The organism is Pseudomonas mandelii (genome assembly GCF_006438925.1).
GTDB classification, from domain to species: Bacteria; Pseudomonadota; Gammaproteobacteria; order Pseudomonadales; family Pseudomonadaceae; genus Aquipseudomonas; species Aquipseudomonas mandelii_C.
Window position 1 is genome coordinate 38,038 of the sequence record NZ_RCZA01000012.1, and the last position, 24,637, is coordinate 62,674.

Consider the following 24,637-nt stretch of genomic DNA (forward strand, 5'->3'; position numbering starts at 1 on the left):
GCAAGATCAAGAGATCGCAGCCTCGCTTTGCTCGACAGCTCCTACAGCCCTACATTAAAAACAATTCCACAGGACAAACAACAAGGGGGCGAATTCTCATCCGCCCCCTGCTTGTCCGCTTATTCCTGCGGTTCTTCGTCGGCGGCGGCGTCGAGCTGCTGATCTTCAACAACGTCGTCAATTACGACTTCACCGTCGAACACTGCACCTTCTTCGCCCTCTTCATCTTCAAGCTCTTCACCCTCGACTTCCGACGGCTCCTGAACCCGCTCCAGACCTACCAGCGTTTCATCGCTGGCCAGTTTGATGAGGGTCACGCCCTGGGTGTTACGACCCAGACTGGAAACTTCGGCGACGCGGGTACGAACCAGTGTGCCCTGGTCGGAAATCAGCATGATTTCCTCACCGTCGAGCACCTGGACTGCACCGACCAAGCGGCCGTTACGGTCATTGCTGACCATGGCGATAACGCCCTGACCGCCACGTTTGTACTCAGGGAACTCGGTGATCGCCGTGCGCTTGCCGAAACCACGGGCCGAAGCGGTCAGGATCTGGCTGCCTTCTTCCGGGATCAGCATGGAAATCAGCTTCTGGCCTTCCGGCAGACGCATGCCGCGAACACCGCGAGCGGTACGGCCCATGGCGCGAACGTCGGTTTCCTTGAAGCGAGTGACCTTGCCGCCGTCGGAGAACAGCATGACTTCGCGCTCGCCATCGGTAATGGCGGCAGAAATCAGTACGTCACCTTCATCCAGCTCCAGTGCGATCAGACCGACGCTGCGTTGACGGCTGAAGGATTCCAGTGGGGTCTTCTTCACGGTGCCTTTGGCAGTGGCCATGAAGATGAAGTGACCTTCGGTGTATTCGTCGACCGGCAGCATGGTGGTGATGTATTCATCACTGTCCAGCGGCAGCAGGTTGACCAGCGGACGACCACGGGCAGCGCGGGACGCTTCCGGGATTTCGTAGGTTTTCAGCCAGTACACTTTGCCTTTGCTGGAGAACAGCAGCAGCGTGGTGTGGCTGTTGGCGACCAGCAGGTGAGCGATGTAGTCCTCATCCTTGACGCCGGTAGCGGACTTGCCTTTACCGCCACGACGCTGAGCCTGGTACGCAGCCAATGGCTGGGTCTTGGCGTAGCCACCGTGGGAAATGGTCACGACGCGCTCTTCTTCCGGGATCATGTCACCCAGGGTCAGGTCGAGACGAGCATCGAGAATCTCGGTGCGACGCACATCGCCGTATTCGGCGCGGATCACTTCCAGCTCTTCGCGGATCACTTCCATCAGGCGCGTGGCGCTGCTGAGGATGCGGATCAGCTCGCCGATCTGGTTGAGGATCTCTTGATACTCGGCCAGCAGCTTTTCGTGTTCCAGACCGGTCAGACGGTGCAGACGCAGTTCCAGAATCGCTTGCGCCTGCTCTGGCGACAGGAAGTACTTGCCTTCACGCAGACCGTATTGCGGGTCCAGGGTCTCTGGACGGCACGAATCGGCACCGGCACGCTCAACCATCGCGACCACGGCGGAAGATTCCCACGCAGTCTTGATCAGCGCTTCCTTGGCTTCCGACGGCGTTGGCGAGGCTTTGATCAGGGCGATGACCGGGTCGATGTTCGACAGGGCAACCGCTTGACCTTCCAGAATGTGACCACGTTCGCGGGCTTTACGCAGCTCGAACACGGTACGACGGGTAACCACTTCACGACGGTGACGAACGAAGGCTTCCAGCAGGTCCTTGAGGTTCAGGATCCGCGGACGGCCGTCGATCAGCGCGACGATGTTGATACCGAACACCGCTTGCAGCTGGGTCTGGGCGTAGAGGTTATTGAGAATCACCTCAGGCACTTCGCCGCGACGCAGTTCGATCACGACGCGCATACCGTCCTTGTCGGACTCGTCGCGCAGTTCGGTGATGCCTTCAAGCTTCTTCTCTTTTACCAGCTCGGCGATCTTCTCGATCAGACGGGCCTTGTTCAGCTGGTAAGGGAGTTCGGTGATGACGATCTGCTGGCGGCCACCGACCTTGTCGATGTCTTCGATCATCGAGCGGGCACGCATGTAAATGCGCCCGCGACCGGTGCGGTAGGCTTCGATGATGCCGGCGCGACCGTTGATGATCGCGGCGGTCGGGAAGTCCGGACCAGGGATGTATTGCATCAGCTCATCGATGGTCAACTCAGGGTTGTCGATGAGTGCCAGGCAACCGTCGATGACTTCACCGAGGTTGTGCGGCGGAATGTTGGTCGCCATGCCCACGGCGATACCGCTGGAGCCGTTGACCAGCAGGTTGGGAATACGGGTCGGCATGACCGCCGGGATCATTTCGGTGCCGTCGTAGTTCGGCACCCAGTCCACGGTTTCTTTGTGCAGGTCAGCCAGCAGCTCGTGCGCCAGCTTGGTCATGCGCACTTCGGTGTATCGCATGGCGGCGGCGTTGTCGCCGTCCACGGAACCGAAGTTGCCCTGACCGTCTACCAGCAGGTAGCGCAGCGAGAATGGCTGCGCCATCCGAACGATGGTGTCGTACACCGCGGTATCACCGTGAGGGTGATACTTACCGATCACGTCACCGACAACACGGGCAGATTTCTTGTACGGCTTGTTGAAGTCGTTGCCCAGCTCGCTCATCGCGAACAGCACGCGCCGGTGCACGGGCTTCAAGCCATCGCGCGCATCCGGCAGTGCCCGCCCGACAATTACGCTCATCGCGTAGTCGAGGTAGGACTGCTTCAGCTCGTCTTCGATATTGACCGGGAGGATTTCTTTGGCCAGTTCGCCCATGAGAAGCCTGATTCCTTTTTCTGGTGAAACTTCGTCACATCCATATGGGACGAACGAAGCTCGCCGCTGCAGGCTGAGTGCCATGCACCGACTTACGACAAATCAACGAGTTATGCCATGGATCTGCGCAGTAAAGGCAGCCACATCGGGCTACCTTGGAAACCGCCGGATGTTATCACAAGAGCCGCCACGCACCTATCCCCCTGATGCGCATGGAGCATAGTTAGTTGACCGGTGACAGGCTTAACGGGGACGAGAGGGGCTTAGAGCCGTGGTGAATGCAGATTTCGGGGCAAGATGAAGGCTGTTTACTGGCTGTAGGTACTCTTCGCGAGCAGGCTCGCTCCCACATAGAATCCGGGTTGTGCCGAACATTGCGGTCACACCTCGATCAACTGTGGGAGCGGGCTTGCTCGCGAAGGCGATTTATCAGGCGCCAGATATCTTTAATGCAGACGCTTACGGCACATCAACTGCGCCATTTTCGCGGTGTCCGGGCGCTCGACGATGCCTTTTTCGGTGACGATCGCATCGATCAAGTCCGCCGGGGTCACATCAAATACCGGGTTGAACGCTTCGACATCCGCCCCGACCCGCTTGCCGCCGACTTCCAGTAACTCGCGACCATCGCGCTCTTCAATCGGAATGTCATCACCGCTGGCCAGGTTCATGTCGATGGTCGAACTCGGCGCCACCACCATGAAGCGCACGCCGTGGTGCATGGCGTTCACCGCCAGCTGATAGGTGCCGATCTTGTTGGCCACGTCGCCATTGGCGGTGATCCGGTCAGCACCGACGATTACCCAGGTAATGCCCTTGGTCTTCATGATGTGGGCAGCAGCGGCGTCGGCATTAACGGTCACGGGAATGCCTTCATTAGCCAATTCCCATGCGGTCAACCGCGAACCTTGCAGCCATGGACGGGTTTCGTCGGCATAGACGCGCTCGACCATGCCTTCAATGAAAGCGCCACGAATCACGCCAAGCGCCGTGCCAAAGCCGCCGGTGGCCAGTGCGCCGGTGTTGCAGTGGGTCAGAATCGCCTGAGCGTTACCCTGGTGCTTGCGGATCAGGTCCACACCCAGTTGCGCCATGGTCAGGTTGGCTTCGCGATCACTCTCGTGAATGGAGATAGCCTCCGCCTCCAGCACCGCCAGCGGATCGGCGTGATGCTTCAGACGCTCAAGCCGGTCGCGCATGCGGCCCAGGGCCCAGAACAGGTTGACGGCGGTCGGACGAGAATCGGCGAGCAGCGCGAAATCCTCTTCCAGCGCCGCCTGCCAGTCACCGCCCTCGGCAAACCGCGCGCGGGCCGCCAGCACAACACCATAGGCGGCACTGATGCCAATCGCCGGCGCGCCGCGCACCACCATCGAACGAATGGCCTCGGCCACGCCAGCCGCGCTGGTGTAGGCGATCCACGTTTCTTCGAACGGCAAAATACGCTGATCCAGCAGGTACAGGGCATCATCACGCCAATCGATGGCCTTCACCTTCTCCGCAGCCAACAGTCGATCACGCATCCCTCACCCCGCACACATGAACAAAAGCCGTCGATTATAGCGATCCCCCTGCGAAGACGCTCGGGTATACTTCGCCATCCTTTACAAAAGCTCTGGAACCGACTCTCGATGCCGAACACTGCCGCTGCGCTCGACTTGCTATTGCTGCCGACCTGGCTGGTACCCGTCGAACCCGCTGGCGTTGTCCTCAAAGAGCACGCGCTGGGCATCCGCGACGGACGCATCGTATTCATCGGCCCACGTTCGGCTGCGCTGAAGCTTAACGCAACCGAAGTCCGCGAACTGCCGGACATGTTGCTCTGCCCTGGCTTGATCAATGCCCACGGTCATGCGGCGATGACACTGTTCCGTGGTCTGGCCGATGATCTGCCCCTGATGACCTGGCTGGAAAACCACATCTGGCCGGCCGAAGCCAAATGGGTCGATGAAGCTTTCGTCCGTGACGGCACTGATCTGGCGATCGCCGAGCAGATCAAAGGTGGCATCACCTGCTTCTCTGACATGTATTTCTTCCCGAAGGTTGCCAGCGAGCGCGTCCATAACAGCGGCATTCGCGCGCAAATCGCGATTCCGATCCTCGACTTCCCGATTCCAGGCGCCAGCACGGCGGATGAAGCCATTCGTCAGGGCGTCGAACTGTTCAACGATCTCAAGCACCACGAGCGTATCAAAGTCACCTTCGGCCCCCATGCACCCTACACCGTGGGCGACGAGAACCTGGAGAAAATCCGGGTGATCACCGAAGAGCTGGACGCCTCGATCCATATGCACGTACATGAAACAGCTTATGAAGTGCAGCAGTCCGTCGAGCAGCGCGGCGAGCGCCCATTGGCCCGCCTTGGGCGCCTGGGTTTGCTGGGGCCGCGCTTTCAGGCCGTCCACATGACTCAGATCAGCGATGAAGACCTGGTGTTGCTGGTAGAAAGCAACACCAACGTGATTCATTGCCCGGAGTCGAACCTCAAGCTAGCCAGTGGTTTCTGCCCGGTGGAGCGTTTGTGGCAGGCGGGCGTCAATGTGGCGGTCGGAACCGATGGTTCGGCCAGCAACAATGACCTGGACCTGCTCGGCGAAACCCGCACCGCCGCTTTACTGGCCAAAGCCGTCGCTGGCTCGGCCACCGCGCTGGACGCCCATCGCGCCCTGCGCATGGCCACGCTCAACGGCGCCCGTGCGTTGGGCATTGAATCCGAAGTGGGATCGCTGGAAGTCGGCAAAGCAGCGGACATCGTCGCGTTCGACCTCTCCGGCCTGGCGCAGCAACCGGTCTATGACCCGGTTTCGCAGCTTATATACGCCACCGGCCGTGACTGCGTGAAACACCTTTGGGTCGCCGGCAAACAACTGCTCGACGACCGTCGCCTGACCCGCCTGGATGAAGAACAGCTCTGCGCCACTGCCAAGACCTGGGGCCAGCGCATCAGCGGCCATACCGAATCGTAAGCACCCCGGACCCACCACCGGGGCAACAGGATTTTTCAAGTTTTAGAGGAATTAACCATGAGCAACGTCGACTACGCCGAAATCGCCAAATTCGAAGCCCTGGCCCATCGCTGGTGGGACCGCGAAAGCGAGTTCAAACCGCTGCACGACATCAACCCGCTGCGGGTCAACTGGATTGACGAGCGGGTCAACCTGGCCGGCAAGAAAGTCCTCGACGTCGGTTGCGGCGGCGGCATTCTCAGCGAAGCCATGGCCCAGCGCGGCGCTACCGTCATGGGCATCGACATGGGCGAAGCGCCGCTGGCAGTCGCGCAACTGCATCAACTGGAATCCGGCGTGAGCGTCGAATACCGGCAGATCACCGCCGAAGCACTGGCTGAAGAAATGCCCGAGCAGTTCGACGTGGTCACTTGCCTGGAAATGCTCGAGCACGTGCCGGACCCATCCTCGGTGATCCGCGCCTGCTTCCGTATGGTAAAGCCCGGCGGCCAGGTGTTCTTCTCCACCATCAACCGCAACCCGAAGGCGTACCTGTTCGCCATCGTCGGCGCGGAATACATCATGAAGCTGCTGCCGCGCGGCACCCACGATTTCAAGAAATTCATCCGCCCTTCGGAGCTGGGTGCCTGGAGCCGCATGGCCGGCCTGACCGTCAAGGACATCATCGGGCTGACCTACAACCCGCTGACCAAGCACTACAAACTGGCCTCCGACGTGGACGTCAACTACATGATCCAGACCCTGCGCGAGGAGTAAGCCGATGCGTATCAGAGCAGTTCTTTTCGACATGGACGGCACCCTGCTCGACACCGCGCCGGACTTCATTGCGATTTGTCAGGCGATGCGCGTCGATCGCGGTTTGCCGCCGATGAACGACAAACACATTCGCGACGAGATCTCCGGCGGCGCCAAGGCGATGGTCGCCGTGACCTTCTCCATGGACCCGGAATCACCGGGTTTCGAGGTATTGCGCCTGGAGTTTCTGGAGCGTTACCTCGCCGGTTGCGCGGTTCACAGCAAACTCTTCGACGGCATGGGCGAACTGCTGGCCGACATTGAGAAAGCCAACTTGATCTGGGGCGTGGTCACCAACAAGCCGCTGCGCTTCGCCGAGCCGATCATGCAACAGCTTGGCCTGGCCGAGCGCTCGGCGCTGTTGATCTGCCCGGACCATGTGAAGAACAGCAAACCGGACCCCGAGCCGTTGATCCTGGCGTGCAAGATGCTCGACCTGGACCCGGCCAGCGTGTTGTTCGTGGGTGATGACTTGCGCGATATCGAATCCGGTCGCGATGCCGGCACCAAAACGGCCGCCGTGACCTATGGCTACATTCATCCGGACGATAACCCGCGGCATTGGGGCGCGGACGTGGTGGTCGATCATCCGCTGGAGTTGCGCAAGGTGCTTGATAGCGCCCTTTGCAGCTGCTGAGCCGTTTTTCTCAGGCGCACAGCTTCCAAGGGGTTTGAGCACTATCAATGTGGGAGCGAGCCTGCTCGCGAAAGCGGTGTATCAGTCAACAAATACTTCGCCTGACACACCGCTTTCGCGAGCAGGCTCGCTCCCACAGGGATGCAGCTTGGCCTAAAGAATTTTTGTCGAGGTTTCTTATGTTTGATTATTCCGCCCGCCCAGAATTGCTCAAGGACCGGGTCATCCTGGTCACCGGCGCAGGCCGTGGCATCGGCGCTGCCGCCGCGAAAACCTTTGCCGCGCACGGCGCCACTGTGCTGTTGCTGGGCAAGACCGAAGCCAACCTGACTCAGGTCTACGACGAAATCGAAGCCGCCGGCCATCCACAACCGGCCGTGATCCCGTTCAACCTGGAAACCGCCCTGCCCCATCAATACGATGAGCTGGCAGCGATGATCGAAACCGAATTCGGCCATCTCGACGGTTTGCTGCACAACGCCTCGATCATTGGCCCGCGTACGCCGATCGAGCAACTGTCCGGCGAAAACTTCATGCGTGTCATGCAAGTCAACGTCAATGCCATGTTCATGCTCACCAGCACCCTGCTGCCGCTGCTCAAGCTGTCCCAGGACGCCTCGGTGGTGTTCACCTCCAGCAGCGTCGGCCGCAAGGGGCGTGCGTATTGGGGCGCTTATGGCGTCTCCAAGTTCGCCACCGAAGGCTTGATGCAAACCCTGGCCGACGAAGTCGACACCGTGGCACCGGTGCGCTCCAACAGCATCAACCCGGGCGCCACCCGCACCAGCATGCGCGCCCAGGCTTATCCGGGTGAAAACCCGCTGAACAACCCGACGCCCGAGGAGATCATGCCGGTCTACCTCTACCTGATGGGTCCGGACAGTACCGGCATCAACGGCCAGGCGTTCAACGCTCAGTAACGTCCGCGCGTCGCTTTTGTGCCGCGACGGCTTCCCGTCGCGGCACTCAAAGTGCGTCGTAACTATCCCATCACAAGTCAAACAACTGTCACTGAACGCGACGACACTCTTCATCAACAGCTTCAATACTTTGATTTAGAACGCTTTTTATCCGACTGAACTGAATGGCACGAGTTTCGCTCTAAATTTGCTCAGACACGCAGTGTGAAAGCAGACAGGGCGGACGCCTGGCCGACAGGTTACTTATCGTCAGCAAAGCGGACTAAACTTGGGCCAAATGTCCTACGGGACTGATGGACCAGTATGACGCGCAGCCCAAAGCCGCTCTCACCCAGCCTGTAAGACAGCCTTACTGCTTAGGGGCGCATGCCATATGAAATCACCTTCCCAGACCAACGCAATTGACTTCGATAGCGCCAAATTGCAACGCCTGGGCTTTGGTCAGCAGCCTACCCTCGTCGAGCGGCCCGTCACCCTTGCGCAAATGCGCCAGCAACTGAGCCAGCTGCTGCAAACCAGTCTTGAGCCGCAACGCATTCTCGGGCTCTTCTTCCGCGAGGTTCAGCGACTTGTACCGCTTGACGCCTTGACGTACGAGCACACGTCCAGCGACTTGCGCCTGGAGTTCGGCCTGCGCGGCCATCACTCGATCAGCTACAGCCTCAGCCATGAAGGCGAGCATCTGGGCGAACTGGTGTTCCGCCGCAATCAGCGTTTCAGTGAGCAGGAACAAGGCAACCTCGAGTCACTGCTGTCCGCATTGCTGTATCCGATGCGCAATGCCTTGCTCTACCGCGCTGCCACCCAAAGTGCCTTGCGCGATCCGCTCACGGATACCGGCAACCGCATTGCCATGGATCAGACCCTGCAACGGGAAATCGAGATGTCGCGTCGGCATCTGCAACCCTTGTCGCTGCTGATGCTGGACATCGATCACTTCAAACGCATCAACGACAACCACGGACACAGCGCCGGCGATGACGTGCTCAAGGCCGTTGCAGCCTCGATCAAAAACCAGTTGCGCAACGTGGACATGGTCTTCCGCTTTGGTGGCGAAGAGTTCCTGATCCTGCTTTCCAACACGAGTCGTGAGGCGGCAGCCATGGTGGGCGAACGGCTACGATTTGCAGTGCAGGCAGAGGAATATTCGGCCGACGGCCATGCGATCGAGCTGACGGTCAGCCTTGGCTGCTCGACGCTATTGCCCGGTGAGTCTGCCGAGAGCCTGTTGCGACGGGCCGACAGTGCGTTGTATGTGGCCAAGCGCGAGGGACGTAACCGGTTGGCGATGGCGGGTTGAATGTCCGAAGCGGGCACGCGTGGTTAGCGGCCCGCAACGAAAGGAATTAGCGCACAGCGCCGCGCAATTCCCCCACCAACCCTTGCAACCGGGCTGGCTCTGCCACTTCAACCGGCACCGCAGGCCCTGCCACCAGCGTCACCCGTGACCACAACCGGCGAAACACGCCCTTTTGCGGATCGCGGCTGAAAAAACTCCCCCACAAACCCTGCAAGGCCAACGGAATCACCGGCACCGGCGTCTCTTCGAGAATCCGCGTCACCCCACCCTTGAACTCGTTGATCTCGCCATCGGCAGTCAATTTGCCCTCGGGGAAGATGCACACCAATTCGCCGTCCTTCAGATACTGAGCAATGCGCGTGAAGGCTTTTTCGTAGATCTGAATGTCTTCCTGACGCCCGGCGATCGGAATGGTCCCGGCCGTGCGGAAGATGAAGTTCAGCACTGGCAAGTTGTAGATCTTGTAATACATCACAAAGCGAATCGGCCGACGCACCGCGCCGCCAATCAGCAAGGCGTCGACGAAGGAAACGTGATTGCACACCAGCAACGCCGCGCCTTCATCGGGAATCAGCTGCAGATTGCGATGCTCCACGCGGTACATGGAATGGCTGAGCAGCCAGATCATGAAGCGCATGCTGAACTCGGGAACGATGCTGAAGATGTAGGCGTTGACGCCGATGTTCAGCAGCGACACCACCAGGAACAGCTGCGGGATCGACAGCTTGACCATGCTCAGCAAGACGATCGAGACAATCGCCGAGACCACCATGAACAGCGCGTTGAGAATATTGTTGGCGGCAATCACCCGTGCCCGCTCGTTCTCGGGGGTACGGGACTGAATCAGCGCGTACAGCGGCACGATATAGAAACCGCCGAACACCCCAAGCCCGAGAATGTCGATCAACACCAGCCAGGTATGGCCAAAACCCAGGACTTCGATCCAGCCATGACCTGTAACGCTGTCCGGAATTCCACCGGAATGCCACCACAGCAGCAAACCAAACACGGTCAGACCGAAAGAGCCGAACGGCACCAGACCGATCTCGACTTTGCGACCGGACAGTTTCTCGCAGAGCATCGAACCGAGTGCGATACCGACCGAGAACACGGTAAGAATCAGCGTCACCACGGTTTCGTCGCCGTGCATCCACTCCTTGGCATAGGCCGGGATCTGCGTCAGATAAATCGCCCCGACAAACCAGAACCACGAGTTGCCGACAATCGAGCGTGACACCGCTGGCGTCTGCCCCAAGCCCAGCTTCAACGTGGCCCAGGACTGGCTGAAAATGTTCCAGTTCAGACGCATTTCCGGGGAGGCGGCTGCGGCCCGTGGAATGCTGCGGCTGGCCAGATAGCCGAGCACCGCAACACCGATGATCGCCGTGGAGACGATCGGCGCGTAATGACCGGAGGACATCATGATCCCGGCACCGATGGTCCCGGCGAGGATCGCCAGGAAGGTGCCCATTTCCACCAGGCCGTTGCCACCCACCAGCTCTTCGTCACGCAAGGCCTGGGGCAGGATCGAATATTTCACTGGTCCGAACAGCGCCGAGTGAGTGCCCATGGCGAACAGCGCCACCAGCATCAGCGACAGGTGATCGAACATGAAACCGACCGCGCCTATCGCCATGATGGCGATTTCCCCGAGCTTGATCAGACGAATCAGCGCGTCCTTGGCGAACTTTTCACCGAACTGCCCGGCCAGTGCCGAGAACAGGAAGAACGGCAGGATGAACAGCAGCGCACACAGGTTGACCCAGATCGAGCGGTCACCCTCGATAGTCAACTTGTAGAGAATGGCGAGGATCAGCGACTGCTTGAAGATGTTGTCGTTAAACGCCCCGAGCGACTGCGTGACGAAGAACGGCAGGAAGCGCCGGGTGCGAAGCAAGGTGAACTGTGAGGGGTGACTCATCTTCCATGTGTCCCTGATGTTGGGTAGAGAGTGGCGTGGATGCAGTTATTGGAATATCTAACGACGATCCAGGCCACACATTACCTAAACTTTGCAGGTTATTTGTTTAATCCTGCAATGCACGGCGAGACAAACAACTCGCCCCGCCAGGCGCCCTGCACTGTCCGTTTGGCGACGATCAGCCACATCACCGCCAGCAACACCACCAGCACGCAGCCGAAGGCACTGAAAAACGTCAGGTTCAAGGTACTTGCCAGTTTCAACGTTGCCAGGGAATAGACGCCCAACGGGAAGGTGAAGCCCCACCAGCCGAGATTGAACGGAATACCGACGCGCAGGTAACGCAGGGTGATGAGCACCGCGATCAGCATCCACCAAAGACCAAAGCCCCACAGTGTGATCCCGGCCACCAGCCCCAGCCCGGTGGCGATTTCACCGATACCCGGCAGGCCGTTGGCAGCGAAGATTGCCGGTGCGTCCGCGCCCAGCAGCAACATGCCCAGCGCCCCGGTGCCGATCGGCCCCAGCGCCAGCCAGCTGGAGGCGGCCATGTTTTCGTGGGGCAATTTATGCAGCGCCATGCGCAGCAACAGAATGGTCAGAATGCTGAACGCAACCGGTAGGGAAAAGGCCCAAAGCACGTAGCTGGTCACCAGCACCACCAGTTGCGAATGGGCATCGGCCAGGTGCGGTGCCAGCAGACCACCGCTGGCGGCCGCCACTTCTGCCGCCACCACCGGCAACAGCCAGACGGCGGTCATCTGGTCGATGCTGTGCTCCTGACGGGTGAACATCAGGTAGGGAATCAGCACGCCGCACGCCACAGACATCGCCACATCCAGCCACCACAGCACCTCGGCGACATGTATCACGCCCTCGCCCCAACGCGGCAGACCGAACAGCAAGAAACCATTAATGATGGTCGCCAGGCCCATGGGAATGGTGCCAAAAAACATAGAGACCGTGGAGTGACCGAAAATCCGCCGCGCCTCATCGAAAAACAACACCCAACGCGCCGCGTATAGCGCAGTGAACAATATGAACAGCACGATATTGAACAGCCAAAGGGCTTCGGCAATTGCGTGCAAACCGGCATTTGCGCCAGGCAGCTGCGCCAGCGCCAACGCCAGCACGCCGGTGCCCATGGTGGCGGCGAACCAGTTCGGCGTGAACTGGCGGATGACTTCACGCGGGTGCTGCAAATGACTGAAGGGTTTGAAACCGGCTGGGGCAGTATTGGGGCATGTCATGGTGAACTCCTGTTCCTCTGTTGAGGTGGAGCTCATGGTAGATCCGAATCGAATATCGATATAACGGGCAATATCTCTAACTGTTATCTGTTTTGCAGATATGGCGTCAGACGCTGCCTTCAGTCTCGATCACCAGGATTCTCGCCGCACCCTGCGGATGGGCAACGTGTTCGGTACCAACGTCGGCATAGAAGATATCTCCTACACCCAACATCACTTCTTTCTCCTGTCCTTCTTCGCGATAACGCATCTGCACTTGACCATCCAACACCACGAACACTTCTTGCCCATCATTGATGTGCCATTTATAGGGCTGATCGGTCCAGTGCAAACGCGTGGTGATGCCGTTCATGTTGGCGATATCCAAAGCGCCCCAGGCACGGTCAGCGGTGAAGGATTTGCTGCGGATGATTTTCATGCGTCGGTCCGTCGAAATGTAGGGCGGTGCCAAGGCTAGCGGTCATCGAACATCGACGCCACAGACTTTCACAGACTGCTGACGCATCAACGCGAACAAAGCGCCGGCCGAGAGAATAATCAGCACCGCGCCGTAACCATCGGTAGTGGCCACCAGCCCGAAGGTCCGGGTCAAGTTCCCGGCCAGCAACGACGGCAAGCAGAACGCCAGATAACTGAGCACGTAGTAAGCCGACATCAACCCTGCCCGTTCATGGGGTAAGGCCAGCGGCACGACGCTGCGCAATGCACCGAGGAAACCGGCGCCGAAACCGCATCCGGCCACCAGTGTCCCGACAAAAAACAGTGGCAGGCTGGCGCTGTGCACCGCGATCAGAATCAGTGCGACGCCGGCGGGCAGCAGACTGCCGCCCAAGCGCAAAACCTTGTCGGCCGGCCGATCGCGCAGGGTGTAGATCATCAACGCGCCGGTCACCGTCAACACGGCCACCGTCGCACCACCAATCAGATTTGAGGTCGATCCGGTGGCCGTGCGCACCAGAGACGGTGCCAAAGAAGCGTAAAAACCACCGAGCGCCCACACCGAGATGTTGATCGGCAGCACCAGCCACAACGCACGTCGCGCCTGGATCGGCACATGCAGTGTCGGGCGCAACGAGGCCCAGGCTCCCGGTTGGGGGCTGACGCTTTCCGGCAAACGCCAGACGTACAGCGCTTGCATCACAAACAGCGCGAACAGTACCCAATAGGTCAACTGCAATGGCAGTGGTGCAAACTCAGCCAATAAGCCGCAGCCCATGGCGCCCGACGCCATGCCCAGCAACGGCGCCACACTGTTGACCAGCGGCCCTTGCTGGCGATCGGTGTCCAACAGCGCCGCACTCAGTACGGCAGTGGCCATTCCCGTTGCAAAACCTTGAAGCACTCGTGCGCTGATCAGCCAGGCGACACTGTCTGCGTTGATAAACAACAGCATCGCCAGCATGTTCAACATCACAGCGGTAAAAATCACCGGTTTGCGCCCCAGGTAATCCGAGAGCGAACCAACCGTGAGCAATGCCGCCAGCAAGCTGATGGCGTACACGCCGAAAATCAGGGTCAAGGTCGCTGCCGAGAATTGCAGGTGTTCCTGGTACAGGTGATACAACGGCGTTGGTGCCGTGGACGCGGCGAGAAAACTGAGTAAGGTGATCGCCAGGAACCACAGGTTTGAACGATTAGACGTTGAACTGGACATGGGCACACTCCGCAAAAGCTAATTTTTTGCTTTTGCGGAGTGTGCTACCGGCTAGCGCTTAAAGCAAATTCTTTGTGTTAAGGTCCGATGCATGGCTATTAAAGAAGGTTTACGCCCTGGCGGCAGAAGCGCCCGGGTGCAAGAGTCGGTTCATTCGGCAGTCCGCGATCTTCTCGAAGAGCAGGACCGCACCACCGTGACCGTCCCGCAAATCGCCGCGCGCGCTGGCGTCACGCCGTCGACCATCTACCGGCGCTGGGGCGATTTGTCGGTGTTGTTGGCGGACGTCGCCCTCGCCCGCATGCGCCCCGAGAGCGAGCCGGCCGATACCGGCAGCCTGCACGGTGACGTGCGCGCCTGGGCCGAGCAGTATCTGGACGAGATGAGTTCCGAGCCCGGCCGCAACATCTTGCGTGACGTGCAATGCAGCACCACGCCGGCCCTTTGCGCGACGATCATTGGCGGGCAGCTGCAGACGATTCTGGATCGTTACCCCGATCAGCCGAAGCCGAACGTTGATCGGCTGATCAACATGGTGGCGGCGCCGACGGTGTTTCGCATCCTGTTTTCAGCGGCGCCGCTGGAGGTTGAGGAATTGCATCGGTTGATCGAGATTGCGCTGAGTCAGTAATACCGCCATCGCGAGCAAGCTCGCTCCCACATTGGATCTGTGTCGTTCACAAATCCCCTGTGGGAGCGAGCTTGCTCGCGAAGAGGCCTGCGCAAACACCCAAGATCCCACTGACACACCGCCTGCGACACCCCGCCACGCCGCGACCTTGGTCGACACTGACTAACCCCTGCCATCGTGCGAGACTGTCTGTCCGGGCGGGAGTCCCGGGTGTCTTTTGTCTGGAGTTCCCATGTCGCTGTCCAGCGGGCTGATCGCCGCCGTCGCCCTGGCCTATATGGCCATCATGTTCGCCATCGCCTTCTACGGCGACCGTCGCAGCACACCGTTGCCGCCGCGAGTGCGCGCGTGGGTGTACAGCCTGTCGCTGGCCGTCTATTGCACCAGCTGGACCTTCTTTGGCGCCGTGGGCCAGGCCGCCGAACAGCTCTGGTCTTTCCTGCCGATCTACCTCGGGCCGATTCTGCTATTGGTTTGCGCGCCGTGGGTCCTGCAAAAAATGGTGATGATCAGCAAGCAGGAAAACATCACCTCCATTGCCGACTTCATCGCCGCGCGTTATGGCAAATCCCAGTCGCTGGCGGTGGTGGTGGCGCTGATCTGCCTGGTCGGCGTGTTGCCCTACATCGCGCTGCAACTCAAGGGCATCGTGCTCGGGGTGAACTTGCTGATCGGCGCCGGTGCCGACGCCATGGGCACGCGCGCCCAGGACACGGCGCTGATCGTGTCGCTGGTGCTGGCGCTGTTCACCATCGTCTTCGGTACCCGCAACCTCGACGCCACCGAACACCACCGCGGCATGGTGCTGGCGATTGCGTTCGAATCGCTGGTCAAGCTGTTCGCTTTTCTCGCCGTCGGCGCGTTCGTGACCTACGGCCTGTACGACGGTTTCGACGACCTGTTCGACCAGGCCATGCTCGCCCCGCGCCTGGAAGAATACTGGAAGGAAACCATCAACTGGCCGTCGATGGTGGTGCAAACCGGCGTGGCAATGATGGCAATCATCTGCCTGCCCAGGCAGTTTCATGTGACCGTGGTGGAAAACATCGACCCTCAGGATCTGCGCCTGGCCAAATGGGTGTTTCCAGCCTATCTGGCGCTGGCCGCGCTGTTCGTCGTTCCTATCGCCCTCGCCGGCCAGATGATGCTGCCGAGCTCGGTGCTGCCGGACTCGTTTGTCATCAGCCTGCCGCTGGCCCAATCCCATCCGGCCCTGGCGATGCTGGCCTTTATCGGTGGCGCCTCGGCGGCGACCGGCATGGTGATTGTCGCCAGCGTGGCGCTGTCGACCATGGTTTCCAACGACATGCTGTTGCCTTGGTTGCTGCGGCGCAACAACGCCGAGCGGCCTTTCGAAGTATTCCGTCAGTGGATGCTCTCGGTGCGCCGAGTAAGCATTGTGGTGATTCTGCTGCTGGCCTACGTCAGTTATCGCCTGCTCGGCTCGACGGCGAGCCTGGCGACCATCGGCCAGATCGCCTTCGCCGCCGTAACCCAACTGGCCCCGGCCATGCTCGGTGCGCTGTACTGGAAACAGGCCAATCGTCGCGGTGTGTTCGCCGGTCTCGCCGCCGGGACGTTCCTCTGGTTCTACACCCTGATTCTGCCGATCGCGGCCCACAGCCTCGGTTTGTCCTTGAGCAGCTTCCCGGGGCTGGCCTGGTTGCACAGCAACCCGTTGCACCTGCCGCTCACCCCGCTGACCCAAGGCGTGGTGTTGTCGCTGGCGGCCAACTTCACGCTGTTCGCCTGGGTGTCGGTGCTGTCGCGTACGAGGGTTTCGGAACATTGGCAGGCGGGTCGCTTCATCGGTCAGGAAATCAGCGCCCGCCCTAGCGCCCGTTCGATGCTGTCGGTGCAGATCGACGATTTGTTGCAGCTGGCCGCACGCTTTGTCGGCGAAGAACGCGCCCGTCAGAGTTTTATCCGGTTCGCCTACCGTCAGGGCAAAGGCTTCAACCCGAACCAGAACGCCGACGGTGAATGGATCGCCCATACCGAACGTTTGCTGGCCGGTGTGCTCGGTGCTTCTTCGACCCGGGCGGTGGTAAAAGCCGCCATCGAAGGTAGGGAAATGCAACTCGAGGACGTCGTCCGTATCGCCGACGAAGCCTCGGAAGTGCTGCAGTTCAACCGCGCGCTGCTGCAAGGCGCGATCGAGAACATCACCCAAGGCATCAGTGTGGTCGACCAGTCGCTGAAACTGGTGGCCTGGAACCGGCGCTATCTGGAGCTGTTCAACTACCCGGATGGACTGATCAGGCTTGGCCGCCCGATTGCCGACATCATTCGCTACAACGCCGAGCGCGGCCTGTGCGGTCCCGGCGAAGCCGAAGTGCACGTCGCCCGCCGTTTGCACTGGATGCGTCAGGGCCGCGCCCACACCTCTGAAAGACTTTTCCCCAATGGCCGTGTGATCGAGCTGATCGGCAACCCGATGCCAGGCGGCGGTTTTGTCATGAGTTTCACCGACATCACCGCGTTCCGCGAGGCTGAGCAAGCGCTGACCGAAGCCAACGAGGGCCTGGAGCGACGGGTGACCGAGCGGACCCACGAACTGTCACAACTCAATGTCGCCCTGACCGAGGCCAAGGGCACCGCGGAGTCGGCCAACCAATCGAAAACCCGGTTCCTGGCGGCGGTCAGCCATGACTTGATGCAACCGTTGAACGCCGCGCGGCTGTTCTCGGCCGCCCTTTCCCATCAAGACGACGGTCTCTCCGATGAGGCGCAGAAACTGGTCCATCATCTGGACACGTCACTGCGCTCGGCCGAGGATTTGATCAGCGACCTGCTGGACATTTCCCGTCTGGAAAACGGCAAGATCAACTCTGATCCAAAACCGTTCGTGCTTAATGAGATGTTCGACGTCCTCGGTGCCGAGTTCAAGGCGCTGGCCCGCGACCAGGGGCTGAAATTCCGCGTCAGGGGCAGTACGTTGCGCGTCGACAGCGACATCAAACTGTTGCGACGAATCCTGCAGAACTTCCTGACCAATGCCTTCCGCTATGCCAAAGGCCCGGTGCTGCTGGGGGTTCGCCGACGCAACGGCGAGTTGTGCCTGGAGGTCTGGGACCGTGGCCCGGGCATTCCTGTGGATAAACAGAAGGTCATTTTTGAAGAGTTCAAACGCCTCGACAGCCACCAAACGCGCGCCGAAAAAGGCCTCGGGCTGGGCCTGGCGATTGCTGACGGGTTGTGTCGCGTACTGGGCCATACCTTGCGCGTACGCTCCTGGCCGGGGCGCGGCAGTGTGTTCAGCGTCAGTGTGCCGTTGGCTCGGGCGCAAACCGCGATCCCGACCAAGGTCGCCGAGCTCAATGGCAAATTGCTGAGCGGCTCGCAGGTACTGTGCATCGACAACGAAGACAGCATCCTGATCGGCATGAACAGTTTGCTCACGCGCTGGGGTTGTCAGGTCTGGACCGCACGCAACCGCGATGAATGCGCGGCGCTGCTCAGCGACGGGATGCGTCCGCAATTGGCCTTGGTGGATTACCACCTGGACGATGGCGAGACAGGAACGGAACTGATGGCATGGCTGCGAACCCGATTGGGTGAACCAGTGCCAGGGGTTGTGATCAGCGCCGATGGGCGACCGGAGACGGTGGCCCAAGTGCATGCGGCAGGGCTGGATTATCTGGCTAAACCGGTGAAGCCGGCGGCGTTGCGGGCGTTGCTGAGTCGACATTTGCCGTTGTAGTGCGGCAGGTTTGAGTCTTGTCGTGGTGCAACTGCCGCCATCGCGAGCAAGCTCGCTCCCACATTGAACTGCATTCTATCTGGAAGAACTCGGTCAAATGTGGGAGCGAGCTTGCTCCGGGCGGCGCTCCGACGAAGCTTTTCGGCTTACTCCGGCAATTCGGCCAACCCATCCACATCCGTCATCGCCCGTTCCAGCAAGTCTGCCGGCAGGCTCTTGCTCGCTCGCGCGCCAAGCAACTTGAGCTGCTCGGCGCGGCTGACCAGATTGCCGCGGCCTTCCGTCAGCTTATTGCGCGCAGAGCTGTAGGCTTTATCCAGTTGCTGTAATCGATTACCGACTTCATCCAGATCCTGGATGAACAACACGAACTTGTCGTAAAGCCACCCGGCCCGCTCGGCGATTTCCCGGGCGTTCTGGCTCTGGCGTTCCTGCTTCCACAGGCTGTCGATGACGCGCAGGGTCGCCAGCAAAGTGGTCGGGCTGACGATCACGATGTTGCGGTCGAAGGCCTCTTGGAACAGCGTCGGCTCAGCCTGCAATGCGGCGGAAAATGCCGCTTCGATCGGTACGAAGAGCAGGACGAAATCCAGGCTGTGCAAACCGTCGAGACGTTTGTAATCCTTGCCGGCCAGCCCTTTGACGTGAGTGCGCAGGGACAGCACGTGCTGCTTGATGGCGATCTGGCCGATGGCATCGTCTTCGGCCGCGACGTATTGCTGATAGGCCGTGAGGCTGACCTTGGAGTCGACCACCACCTGCTTGTCGCCCGGCAGGTAAATGATCACGTCCGGTTGGAAACGCTCACCGTCCGGGCCCTTGAGGTTGACCTGGGTCTGGTACTCGCGCCCCTTTTCCAGGCCCGCGTGTTCAAGCACTCGCTCAAGAATCAGCTCACCCCAGTTGCCTTGGGTTTTCTGGCCTTTCAAGGCGCGGGTCAGGTTGGTGGCTTCGTCGCTCAGGCGCAGGTTCAGCTGTTGCAGCCGCTCCAGTTCCTTGGCCAGGGAAAAACGTTCGCGGGCTTCTGCCTGATAACTTTCTTCGACGCGTTTTTCGAAGGACTGGATGCGTTCCTTCAACGGATCGAGCAACTGACCGAGGCGTTGTTGGCTGGTTTCGGCAAAGCGCTGCTCGCGCTCGTCGAAGATCTTGCCAGCCAGCTCGGCGAACTGCGCTCGCAGTTCGTCTCGCGAGCCCTGCAGGTCGTTGAGGCGCTGCTGATGGCTTTCCTGCTGCTCACGCAGCTCGGCGTTGAGCGAAGCGGCCTGGGCGTCCAGACGGCGCAACTCAGCCTCTTTGCCGGCGCGTTCCAGATTCCAGGCGTGGGCGGCATCGCGGGCATCGTCGCGTTCGATCTGCAGCAGTTCGACTTCACGGCGCACGGCGGCCAGGTCTGCTTGTTTCGCGGCGTTGGCCTGGCCCAGATCACCGATTTCATCGCGACAGGCTTCCAGTTGCGCGTTCAATCCATCCTGAGCCAGATAGGCCGTGGCCAGACGCTCTTCCAGCAGTGCAACCTCTGACTGCGTGGCGCTCGCTCGCCGCTGAAGTTGCCAGGCCAGTACCAGTAACGGCAGCGCAGCGCCCGCCAGACCGAGCAATGCGCTGGTCAAGTCCATAGCCATAGCCACTCCTGCCAATGAAATAAAGCTTGAAGGTTAACCAAGGCGTCAGGTCTTGGACAGCTCAGTCTTCGATCAGCCCCAGTTCTTGCTGGGCGCGCCGATCCCCCGCCCGCGCGGCCGAACGCAGAAGGTCCTGACCGATACGGCGATCCCGGGCATTCCCGCACTCACGGCACATCAGCTGACCGAGACGGCTTTGCGCGGCCACGACCCCTTCACGGGCTGGCTGCTTGAGCAAACGCCCGGCGAAGTGTTTGATGTTGGGGTTTTCGCCCAGACGCGGGCTGTCCAGCAGCCACTCGGCCACACGCATCGAAAAGCGCTTGGGCGGGGGAATGCTGGAGGTGTGGAGGTTGCGGAGACTGATACTGAGCGAAACTTCATAAAGCACTGTGGGGCAGATCGGAAGGCGCGCCACTCTACTCTTTTTTTCTTACAGGTAAAGCCTAAAAAAACCCGGCACGCCCGTCCTAAAGCAAGCGCTCGGGACAATCCACAGAAGCTGTGGATAACTCAGTGGACAACCGCCCTTGAACTCTCGCAAAGCCCTATGGAATGGGGCTCGCAGTCAAACTGACGATTTTTTCACCAGTAAAAAAAAGCGATGTTTTTCATTGACTTAAATTTTGGTTGCAGGCACCCACTGCGTTTGAAGGGATGATGACAGCGGCGTGACACCCGCCGCCACTTATGTGCACAAGTCCCTTCGAGGCAGTTATATCGATGCGCCGTTTCGGCGCATTTTTTGCCTGCACCTGGGGATAAACCTTGGCAAACCCATGATCCAGGCTGGTCCTGGCCCGATGAGCCGTGACTACCAATGGTCGGAATTTGTGCTATTACAGGGCAAGTCTGCGGGTCATGGCTTTTTCCGAGCGCCAATCCGGACGTTGAATGAGGGCGTTCACAGAACTTTTTTGCTAACACACTTCCCTTCAGCAATTCAATCCGTTAGTATCCGCAGCGTTAGTACCAAGCTGAAAGTCAATTCTGGTCGAACAAATCCCCCCGGTCAGCCTTCCTCAAGGAAGCCTCCACCGACAAAGCGGGATCGACCACCTCGATGGTTTCCAGGTAAACCTTGCGTCAACACAGCCTTTGAATCGAAAGCAAAGGGTGTTGCGAAGCTCACTTACTCTGACCGAACCAACCTGCAAATTGATCAGGATCTTCACCCTGGGCCCAGAACCTTTGCCCTTGATGTGTTGCCTGCCCTCCTAAGTACCTACCTGCCAGCCCAAGCGCGCCAATTTATCAGCGCTTCAAACTGGCTGCTTTGTTCCAGTCGGGTTCTTCGTTCGACCAATGGTGGTCGTCGTCACTGGAACGTTTTAACTTTGCACGGTTCTTATCCGTGTCGCTTGTAGGAACACCCAATGACTATGTCTACTCAAATCCACACCCAGGATGCCATTCGCACCCTAACCAATGCTTTTGCACCAATGAACTGCCTGATCATGGCTGCTCGCAAAGGCTGCTTCAGCTTCACTCTGGTCAACGAACACGGCATCGCTCGTCACAGCGAACGCCTGTACCCCGATCAATACTCCAGCGCCGAGCCGCTGCAGGCCGTGATCGAGCGTACCCGTCAGGCACTGGTTGCCTGATACGCCAGAAAGACTGAAAACCTCAAAAGCCTCGCTCAAAAAGCGGGGCTTTTTATTGTCCGAAATTTCTGATTTCGCTGCTGCCGCCTAAGCACAAACCGATATAACGGTTATAACTCGCAGCCGGAAATATTTTAAAAACAGTCCTTTACGGCGCGAATATGACACTACACTTCAACTCAAGCGGCTTAAGCCGCTTCCGGCGAGCCTGACTCGATTCACCCGCTGCCAAGGCCCCTTCAGGTATCGCCGACCATTTCACGATTCGAGGGCTTTATGGGTATCGCTGCCAGCGAACTGTGCCGTTATGTGATCCGTCCGACATTGATTTATCTCGGGCGCCATAGCGCAACTGCCGAATCCCTGCTGCTGGGCGTCGCCGCCAGCCAGTCAGCCCTTGGGACTGCCCTGCATGACCGCCGTGGACACGGCCTGTACCGAATCGCCGAACCCCGCCATCAAGCACTTTGGGACCACTACCTGGCACTTGACCCGGAACGCGCAAGCCTGGTTCGCGGCCTGGCCAGCCAACATGCGTTCCTGAGTGGTCCGCACCTCGAATTGACCGTCAACCTGCGCTACGCCACAGCCATTGCCTGGCTGCTGATAGAAGAACAGAACACCCCCCTCCCCGAAGCAGACGACCTGCTGGGAATGGCCCGCATCTGGCGCCAGACCTTCCAGCCTCAAGGACGCCTGAGAGACTTCACCTGCGCCTGGCAAACCTGTGTTTCACCGCTGAATCAGGTCGCCTGCTGATCTGCTGTTTCCACAAGATCGCGTAACTGCTGCGATTTTGGTCGGATTGTCCTACAAAACCGCTCTAAATCAAGCAATACAGCCTATAGCGCTGGGACGAAAATGTTGGTAATTTTCGCCCCGGTGATCATCAGGAGTTCTAATAATGAAAAAAGTAATGCTCAAAACCACCCTTAGCCTCGCCGTTACCTTGGCATCCACCCAAATCTTCGCAAGTGGCTTTGCCCTGAACGAACAAAGCATCAGCGGGATGGGGACAGGTTTTGCGGGGCGCTCTTCATCTGCCGATGATGCAAGTACAGTTTTTGGCAACCCTGCCGGTATGGCCCGCCTCAAAGGCCAGCAAATCACTGGCGGTATCGCATCGATCGACGCCTCGACCGATATCAGCGATACCAGCGGCCGTTCAAGCGGAACCAACAAAGGCGATATGGTTCCGTTCACTACAGTACCGATGGGTTTCTATACAAATAAACTCAACGATGAATGGTCTATTGGTTTTGGTGTCTACGCTCCGTTCGGGCTGATCACCGACTACGAAAACGGCTTTCAGGGCCGCGCTTTCGGCAGCAAGAGCGAAGTCAAAGTCGTCACTCTGCAGCCAACCGTCAGCTACGCTTTCAACGATAAAGTTTCGATCGGTTTTGGCCCTACCATCAACCGGATTTCCGGCACCCTGGAATCGGACATTGCTCTCCCTATCCCCCGGACTGGTGACAACAATGTGGAGATCAAGGGCGACGATACGGCCTTGGGCTTTAACGCCGGCATCCTGGTGCAAGCCACCGACACCACTCGCGTGGGCCTGACCTATCACTCGAAAGTGAACTACAAGCTCGACGGCCACACCGATGTGACTGCCGGCACTGGCGTGCCACCTCAGCTGCTCAAATCCAACCGTTACGATGCCTCGCTGAAGATCGAAACACCTGAGTCCTATGACCTTTCCGTGACTCAAGATATGAATGATGCCTGGAAGCTCTATGCCGGTGCTACCTGGACTCGCTGGAGCCGCCTGAAAGACATCACGGTCAACAACGAAGGCGTAACCGCACCTAGCGGTGGTGCCCTCGCCCCACAAATCCTTGGTACCATCAAGGAAGACCAAAACTGGCATGACACCTGGGCCTACGCCGTGGGTACTTCCTACCAGCTGAACAAGCAGTGGGTACTGCGTACCGGTCTCTCCTTTGACCAGTCGCCCACCAACAACACTGATCGTTCGCCACGCATTCCTACCGGCGACCGGACCATCTTCAGTGTCGGTGCGGGCTTCAACCCAACCGACGACTGGACCATTGATGTGGCTTACTCTTACCTCAAGGAAGAATCTGTCACTGTCAACCGCGCTAACGCTTTGGGTCAGTCCTACAACGCCAAGTACGAAAACAGTGCGAACGGTTTCGGTGTTGGCGCGACCTACCGCTTCTGATGATTCACGGCGAGTTTGAACCACTCGCCGTTTGAATCAAAAAAAGCCCCGCTCTCTTGTACAGAGGCGGGGCTTTTTAATGGGCGCCAATCAGGGTTGCGAGGCCAGGGCTTTCTCTACCGCTGCGATGAACTCAGGATCGTCAGGCTTGGTCAGGCTGGAGAAATTGGCGATCACCGTGCCCTTGCGATCGACCACGTACTTGTAGAAGTTCCACTTCGGCGCGGTGCTCTGCTTGGCGATGATCTTGAACAAGTGAGTCGCGTCATTACCGCGGACTTTCTGCGGTTCAGTCATGGTGAACGTCACGCCGTAGTTCACGTAGCAGACCTTGGCAGTCTCTTCGCCATCCTTGGACTCTTGCTTGAAGTCGTTGGACGGAACACCAATTACTTCCAGCCCCTGATCCTTGTAACGCTGATTCAGCGCCTCAAGGCTTTTGAACTGCGGGGCGAAACCACAGAAGCTCGCGGTATTGACCACCACCAGCGGTTTGCCAGCGAAGCGCTGGCACAGGTCGATGGATTCCTTGGCGCGCAACTTGGGCAACGAGCCTTGCAAAAGCTCCGGGCATTCGGCGGCTTGAGCCAATCCACTAAACGCTACCAGTAACGCAGGAACTGCGAGCCAACGCATCAGCATGTCGGTGCATCC

19 protein-coding genes are annotated in these 24,637 nt (G+C 59.3%); 10 read left to right on the forward strand and 9 right to left on the reverse strand.

From position 1 onward, the window contains the following. Nucleotides 1-119: 119 nt before the first annotated feature. Complete coding sequence (gyrA, locus tag EAH74_RS24880) at nt 120-2,783, reverse strand: DNA gyrase subunit A (RefSeq protein WP_140681807.1); 2,664 nt, start codon at nt 2,781-2,783, stop codon at nt 120-122. Between the two features lie 446 nt (nt 2,784-3,229). Continuing rightward, nucleotides 3,230-4,306 (reverse strand): S-methyl-5-thioribose-1-phosphate isomerase, encoded by a 1,077-nt coding sequence (gene mtnA / locus EAH74_RS24885; RefSeq protein WP_140681809.1) that lies wholly within the window; start codon nt 4,304-4,306, stop codon nt 3,230-3,232. A gap of 108 nt (nt 4,307-4,414) precedes the next feature. Between mtnA and EAH74_RS24890 the strand changes: the two genes are divergently transcribed. From EAH74_RS24890 to EAH74_RS24910, 5 genes are all read left to right on the forward strand, one after another. After that, nucleotides 4,415-5,749 carry a TRZ/ATZ family hydrolase gene (locus tag EAH74_RS24890; protein WP_140681811.1) on the forward strand — a complete coding sequence of 445 codons (1,335 nt, stop codon included), beginning with the start codon at nt 4,415-4,417 and terminating at the stop codon, nt 5,747-5,749. Nucleotides 5,750-5,806: 57 nt separating this feature from the next. Continuing rightward, the gene (gene ubiG, locus EAH74_RS24895) at nt 5,807-6,505 is read left to right on the forward strand and encodes a bifunctional 2-polyprenyl-6-hydroxyphenol methylase/3-demethylubiquinol 3-O-methyltransferase UbiG (RefSeq protein WP_033055822.1); all 699 of its coding nucleotides are present in this window, start codon (nt 5,807-5,809) and stop codon (nt 6,503-6,505) included. Nucleotides 6,506-6,509: 4 nt separating this feature from the next. Then, nucleotides 6,510-7,181: an N-acetylmuramic acid 6-phosphate phosphatase MupP gene (mupP, locus tag EAH74_RS24900; RefSeq protein WP_140681813.1), complete on the forward strand. Its 672-nt coding sequence runs from the start codon at nt 6,510-6,512 to the stop codon at nt 7,179-7,181. 179 nt (nt 7,182-7,360) lie between these two features. After that, the gene (locus tag EAH74_RS24905) at nt 7,361-8,101 is read left to right on the forward strand and encodes a YciK family oxidoreductase (RefSeq protein WP_074874751.1); all 741 of its coding nucleotides are present in this window, start codon (nt 7,361-7,363) and stop codon (nt 8,099-8,101) included. A gap of 373 nt (nt 8,102-8,474) precedes the next feature. After that, on the forward strand, nt 8,475-9,401 hold the full coding sequence (locus EAH74_RS24910; RefSeq protein WP_140681815.1) for a GGDEF domain-containing protein: 927 nt from the start codon (nt 8,475-8,477) through the stop codon (nt 9,399-9,401). Nucleotides 9,402-9,447: 46 nt separating this feature from the next. Here the strand turns inward: EAH74_RS24910 and EAH74_RS24915 are convergent, their stop codons facing one another. The 4 genes from EAH74_RS24915 to EAH74_RS24930 form a co-directional block, all read right to left on the reverse strand. Continuing rightward, nucleotides 9,448-11,322: an MFS transporter gene (locus EAH74_RS24915; RefSeq protein WP_140681817.1), complete on the reverse strand. Its 1,875-nt coding sequence runs from the start codon at nt 11,320-11,322 to the stop codon at nt 9,448-9,450. A gap of 98 nt (nt 11,323-11,420) precedes the next feature. Further along, nucleotides 11,421-12,572 carry a TDT family transporter gene (locus EAH74_RS24920; RefSeq protein ID WP_140681819.1) on the reverse strand — a complete coding sequence of 384 codons (1,152 nt, stop codon included), beginning with the start codon at nt 12,570-12,572 and terminating at the stop codon, nt 11,421-11,423. 106 nt (nt 12,573-12,678) lie between these two features. Then, complete coding sequence (locus EAH74_RS24925) at nt 12,679-12,990, reverse strand: cupin domain-containing protein (protein ID WP_140681821.1); 312 nt, start codon at nt 12,988-12,990, stop codon at nt 12,679-12,681. A 42-nt stretch (nt 12,991-13,032) separates the two neighbouring features. Next, a complete protein-coding gene (locus EAH74_RS24930) occupies nt 13,033-14,226 on the reverse strand; it encodes an MFS transporter (RefSeq protein WP_140681823.1) in 1,194 nt (397 codons plus the stop codon). Between the two features lie 91 nt (nt 14,227-14,317). Between EAH74_RS24930 and EAH74_RS24935 the strand changes: the two genes are divergently transcribed. Then, nucleotides 14,318-14,857 carry a TetR/AcrR family transcriptional regulator gene (locus tag EAH74_RS24935; protein WP_140681825.1) on the forward strand — a complete coding sequence of 180 codons (540 nt, stop codon included), beginning with the start codon at nt 14,318-14,320 and terminating at the stop codon, nt 14,855-14,857. A 232-nt stretch (nt 14,858-15,089) separates the two neighbouring features. After that, complete coding sequence (locus EAH74_RS24940) at nt 15,090-18,560, forward strand: hybrid sensor histidine kinase/response regulator (RefSeq protein ID WP_140681827.1); 3,471 nt, start codon at nt 15,090-15,092, stop codon at nt 18,558-18,560. Nucleotides 18,561-18,706: 146 nt separating this feature from the next. Here EAH74_RS24940 and rmuC read toward each other — a convergent pair whose 3' ends face one another. Further along, nucleotides 18,707-20,071, reverse strand: coding sequence for a DNA recombination protein RmuC (gene rmuC, locus EAH74_RS24945; protein WP_170206634.1), 1,365 nt, complete (start codon nt 20,069-20,071; stop codon nt 18,707-18,709). A 175-nt stretch (nt 20,072-20,246) separates the two neighbouring features. Continuing rightward, a complete protein-coding gene (locus tag EAH74_RS24950; protein ID WP_140681831.1) occupies nt 20,247-20,498 on the reverse strand; it encodes a hypothetical protein in 252 nt (83 codons plus the stop codon). Nucleotides 20,499-21,567: 1,069 nt separating this feature from the next. Between EAH74_RS24950 and EAH74_RS24960 the strand changes: the two genes are divergently transcribed. From EAH74_RS24960 to EAH74_RS24970, 3 genes are all read left to right on the forward strand, one after another. Next, on the forward strand, nt 21,568-21,792 hold the full coding sequence (locus EAH74_RS24960) for a hypothetical protein (protein ID WP_007898912.1): 225 nt from the start codon (nt 21,568-21,570) through the stop codon (nt 21,790-21,792). 276 nt (nt 21,793-22,068) lie between these two features. Continuing rightward, a complete protein-coding gene (locus EAH74_RS24965) occupies nt 22,069-22,551 on the forward strand; it encodes a hypothetical protein (protein ID WP_123364633.1) in 483 nt (160 codons plus the stop codon). Between the two features lie 145 nt (nt 22,552-22,696). Beyond that, a complete protein-coding gene (locus tag EAH74_RS24970; RefSeq protein WP_140681833.1) occupies nt 22,697-23,983 on the forward strand; it encodes an OmpP1/FadL family transporter in 1,287 nt (428 codons plus the stop codon). Nucleotides 23,984-24,073: 90 nt separating this feature from the next. Here EAH74_RS24970 and EAH74_RS24975 read toward each other — a convergent pair whose 3' ends face one another. Beyond that, a complete protein-coding gene (locus EAH74_RS24975) occupies nt 24,074-24,625 on the reverse strand; it encodes a glutathione peroxidase (protein WP_140681835.1) in 552 nt (183 codons plus the stop codon). Nucleotides 24,626-24,637 lie beyond the last annotated feature (12 nt).

What these genes read in the sequence shown, in the direction of transcription:
- mupP (WP_140681813.1), top strand. Translation starts at nt 6,510, where the DNA reads ATGCGTATCAGAGCAGTTCTTTTCGACATGGACGGCACCCTGCTCGAC.
- EAH74_RS24975 (WP_140681835.1), bottom strand. Translation starts at nt 24,625, where the DNA reads ATGCTGATGCGTTGGCTCGCAGTTCCTGCGTTACTGGTAGCGTTTAGT.
- gyrA (WP_140681807.1), bottom strand. Translation starts at nt 2,783, where the DNA reads ATGGGCGAACTGGCCAAAGAAATCCTCCCGGTCAATATCGAAGACGAG.
- EAH74_RS24970 (WP_140681833.1), top strand. Translation starts at nt 22,697, where the DNA reads ATGAAAAAAGTAATGCTCAAAACCACCCTTAGCCTCGCCGTTACCTTG.
- EAH74_RS24920 (WP_140681819.1), bottom strand. Translation starts at nt 12,572, where the DNA reads ATGACATGCCCCAATACTGCCCCAGCCGGTTTCAAACCCTTCAGTCAT.
- EAH74_RS24905 (WP_074874751.1), top strand. Translation starts at nt 7,361, where the DNA reads ATGTTTGATTATTCCGCCCGCCCAGAATTGCTCAAGGACCGGGTCATC.
- EAH74_RS24935 (WP_140681825.1), top strand. Translation starts at nt 14,318, where the DNA reads ATGGCTATTAAAGAAGGTTTACGCCCTGGCGGCAGAAGCGCCCGGGTG.
- EAH74_RS24930 (WP_140681823.1), bottom strand. Translation starts at nt 14,226, where the DNA reads ATGTCCAGTTCAACGTCTAATCGTTCAAACCTGTGGTTCCTGGCGATC.
- EAH74_RS24910 (WP_140681815.1), top strand. Translation starts at nt 8,475, where the DNA reads ATGAAATCACCTTCCCAGACCAACGCAATTGACTTCGATAGCGCCAAA.
- EAH74_RS24890 (WP_140681811.1), top strand. Translation starts at nt 4,415, where the DNA reads ATGCCGAACACTGCCGCTGCGCTCGACTTGCTATTGCTGCCGACCTGG.
- EAH74_RS24960 (WP_007898912.1), top strand. Translation starts at nt 21,568, where the DNA reads ATGTCTACTCAAATCCACACCCAGGATGCCATTCGCACCCTAACCAAT.
- EAH74_RS24925 (WP_140681821.1), bottom strand. Translation starts at nt 12,990, where the DNA reads ATGAAAATCATCCGCAGCAAATCCTTCACCGCTGACCGTGCCTGGGGC.
- mtnA (WP_140681809.1), bottom strand. Translation starts at nt 4,306, where the DNA reads ATGCGTGATCGACTGTTGGCTGCGGAGAAGGTGAAGGCCATCGATTGG.
- EAH74_RS24940 (WP_140681827.1), top strand. Translation starts at nt 15,090, where the DNA reads ATGTCGCTGTCCAGCGGGCTGATCGCCGCCGTCGCCCTGGCCTATATG.
- ubiG (WP_033055822.1), top strand. Translation starts at nt 5,807, where the DNA reads ATGAGCAACGTCGACTACGCCGAAATCGCCAAATTCGAAGCCCTGGCC.
- EAH74_RS24950 (WP_140681831.1), bottom strand. Translation starts at nt 20,498, where the DNA reads ATGCGTGTGGCCGAGTGGCTGCTGGACAGCCCGCGTCTGGGCGAAAAC.
- EAH74_RS24915 (WP_140681817.1), bottom strand. Translation starts at nt 11,322, where the DNA reads ATGAGTCACCCCTCACAGTTCACCTTGCTTCGCACCCGGCGCTTCCTG.
- EAH74_RS24965 (WP_123364633.1), top strand. Translation starts at nt 22,069, where the DNA reads ATGGGTATCGCTGCCAGCGAACTGTGCCGTTATGTGATCCGTCCGACA.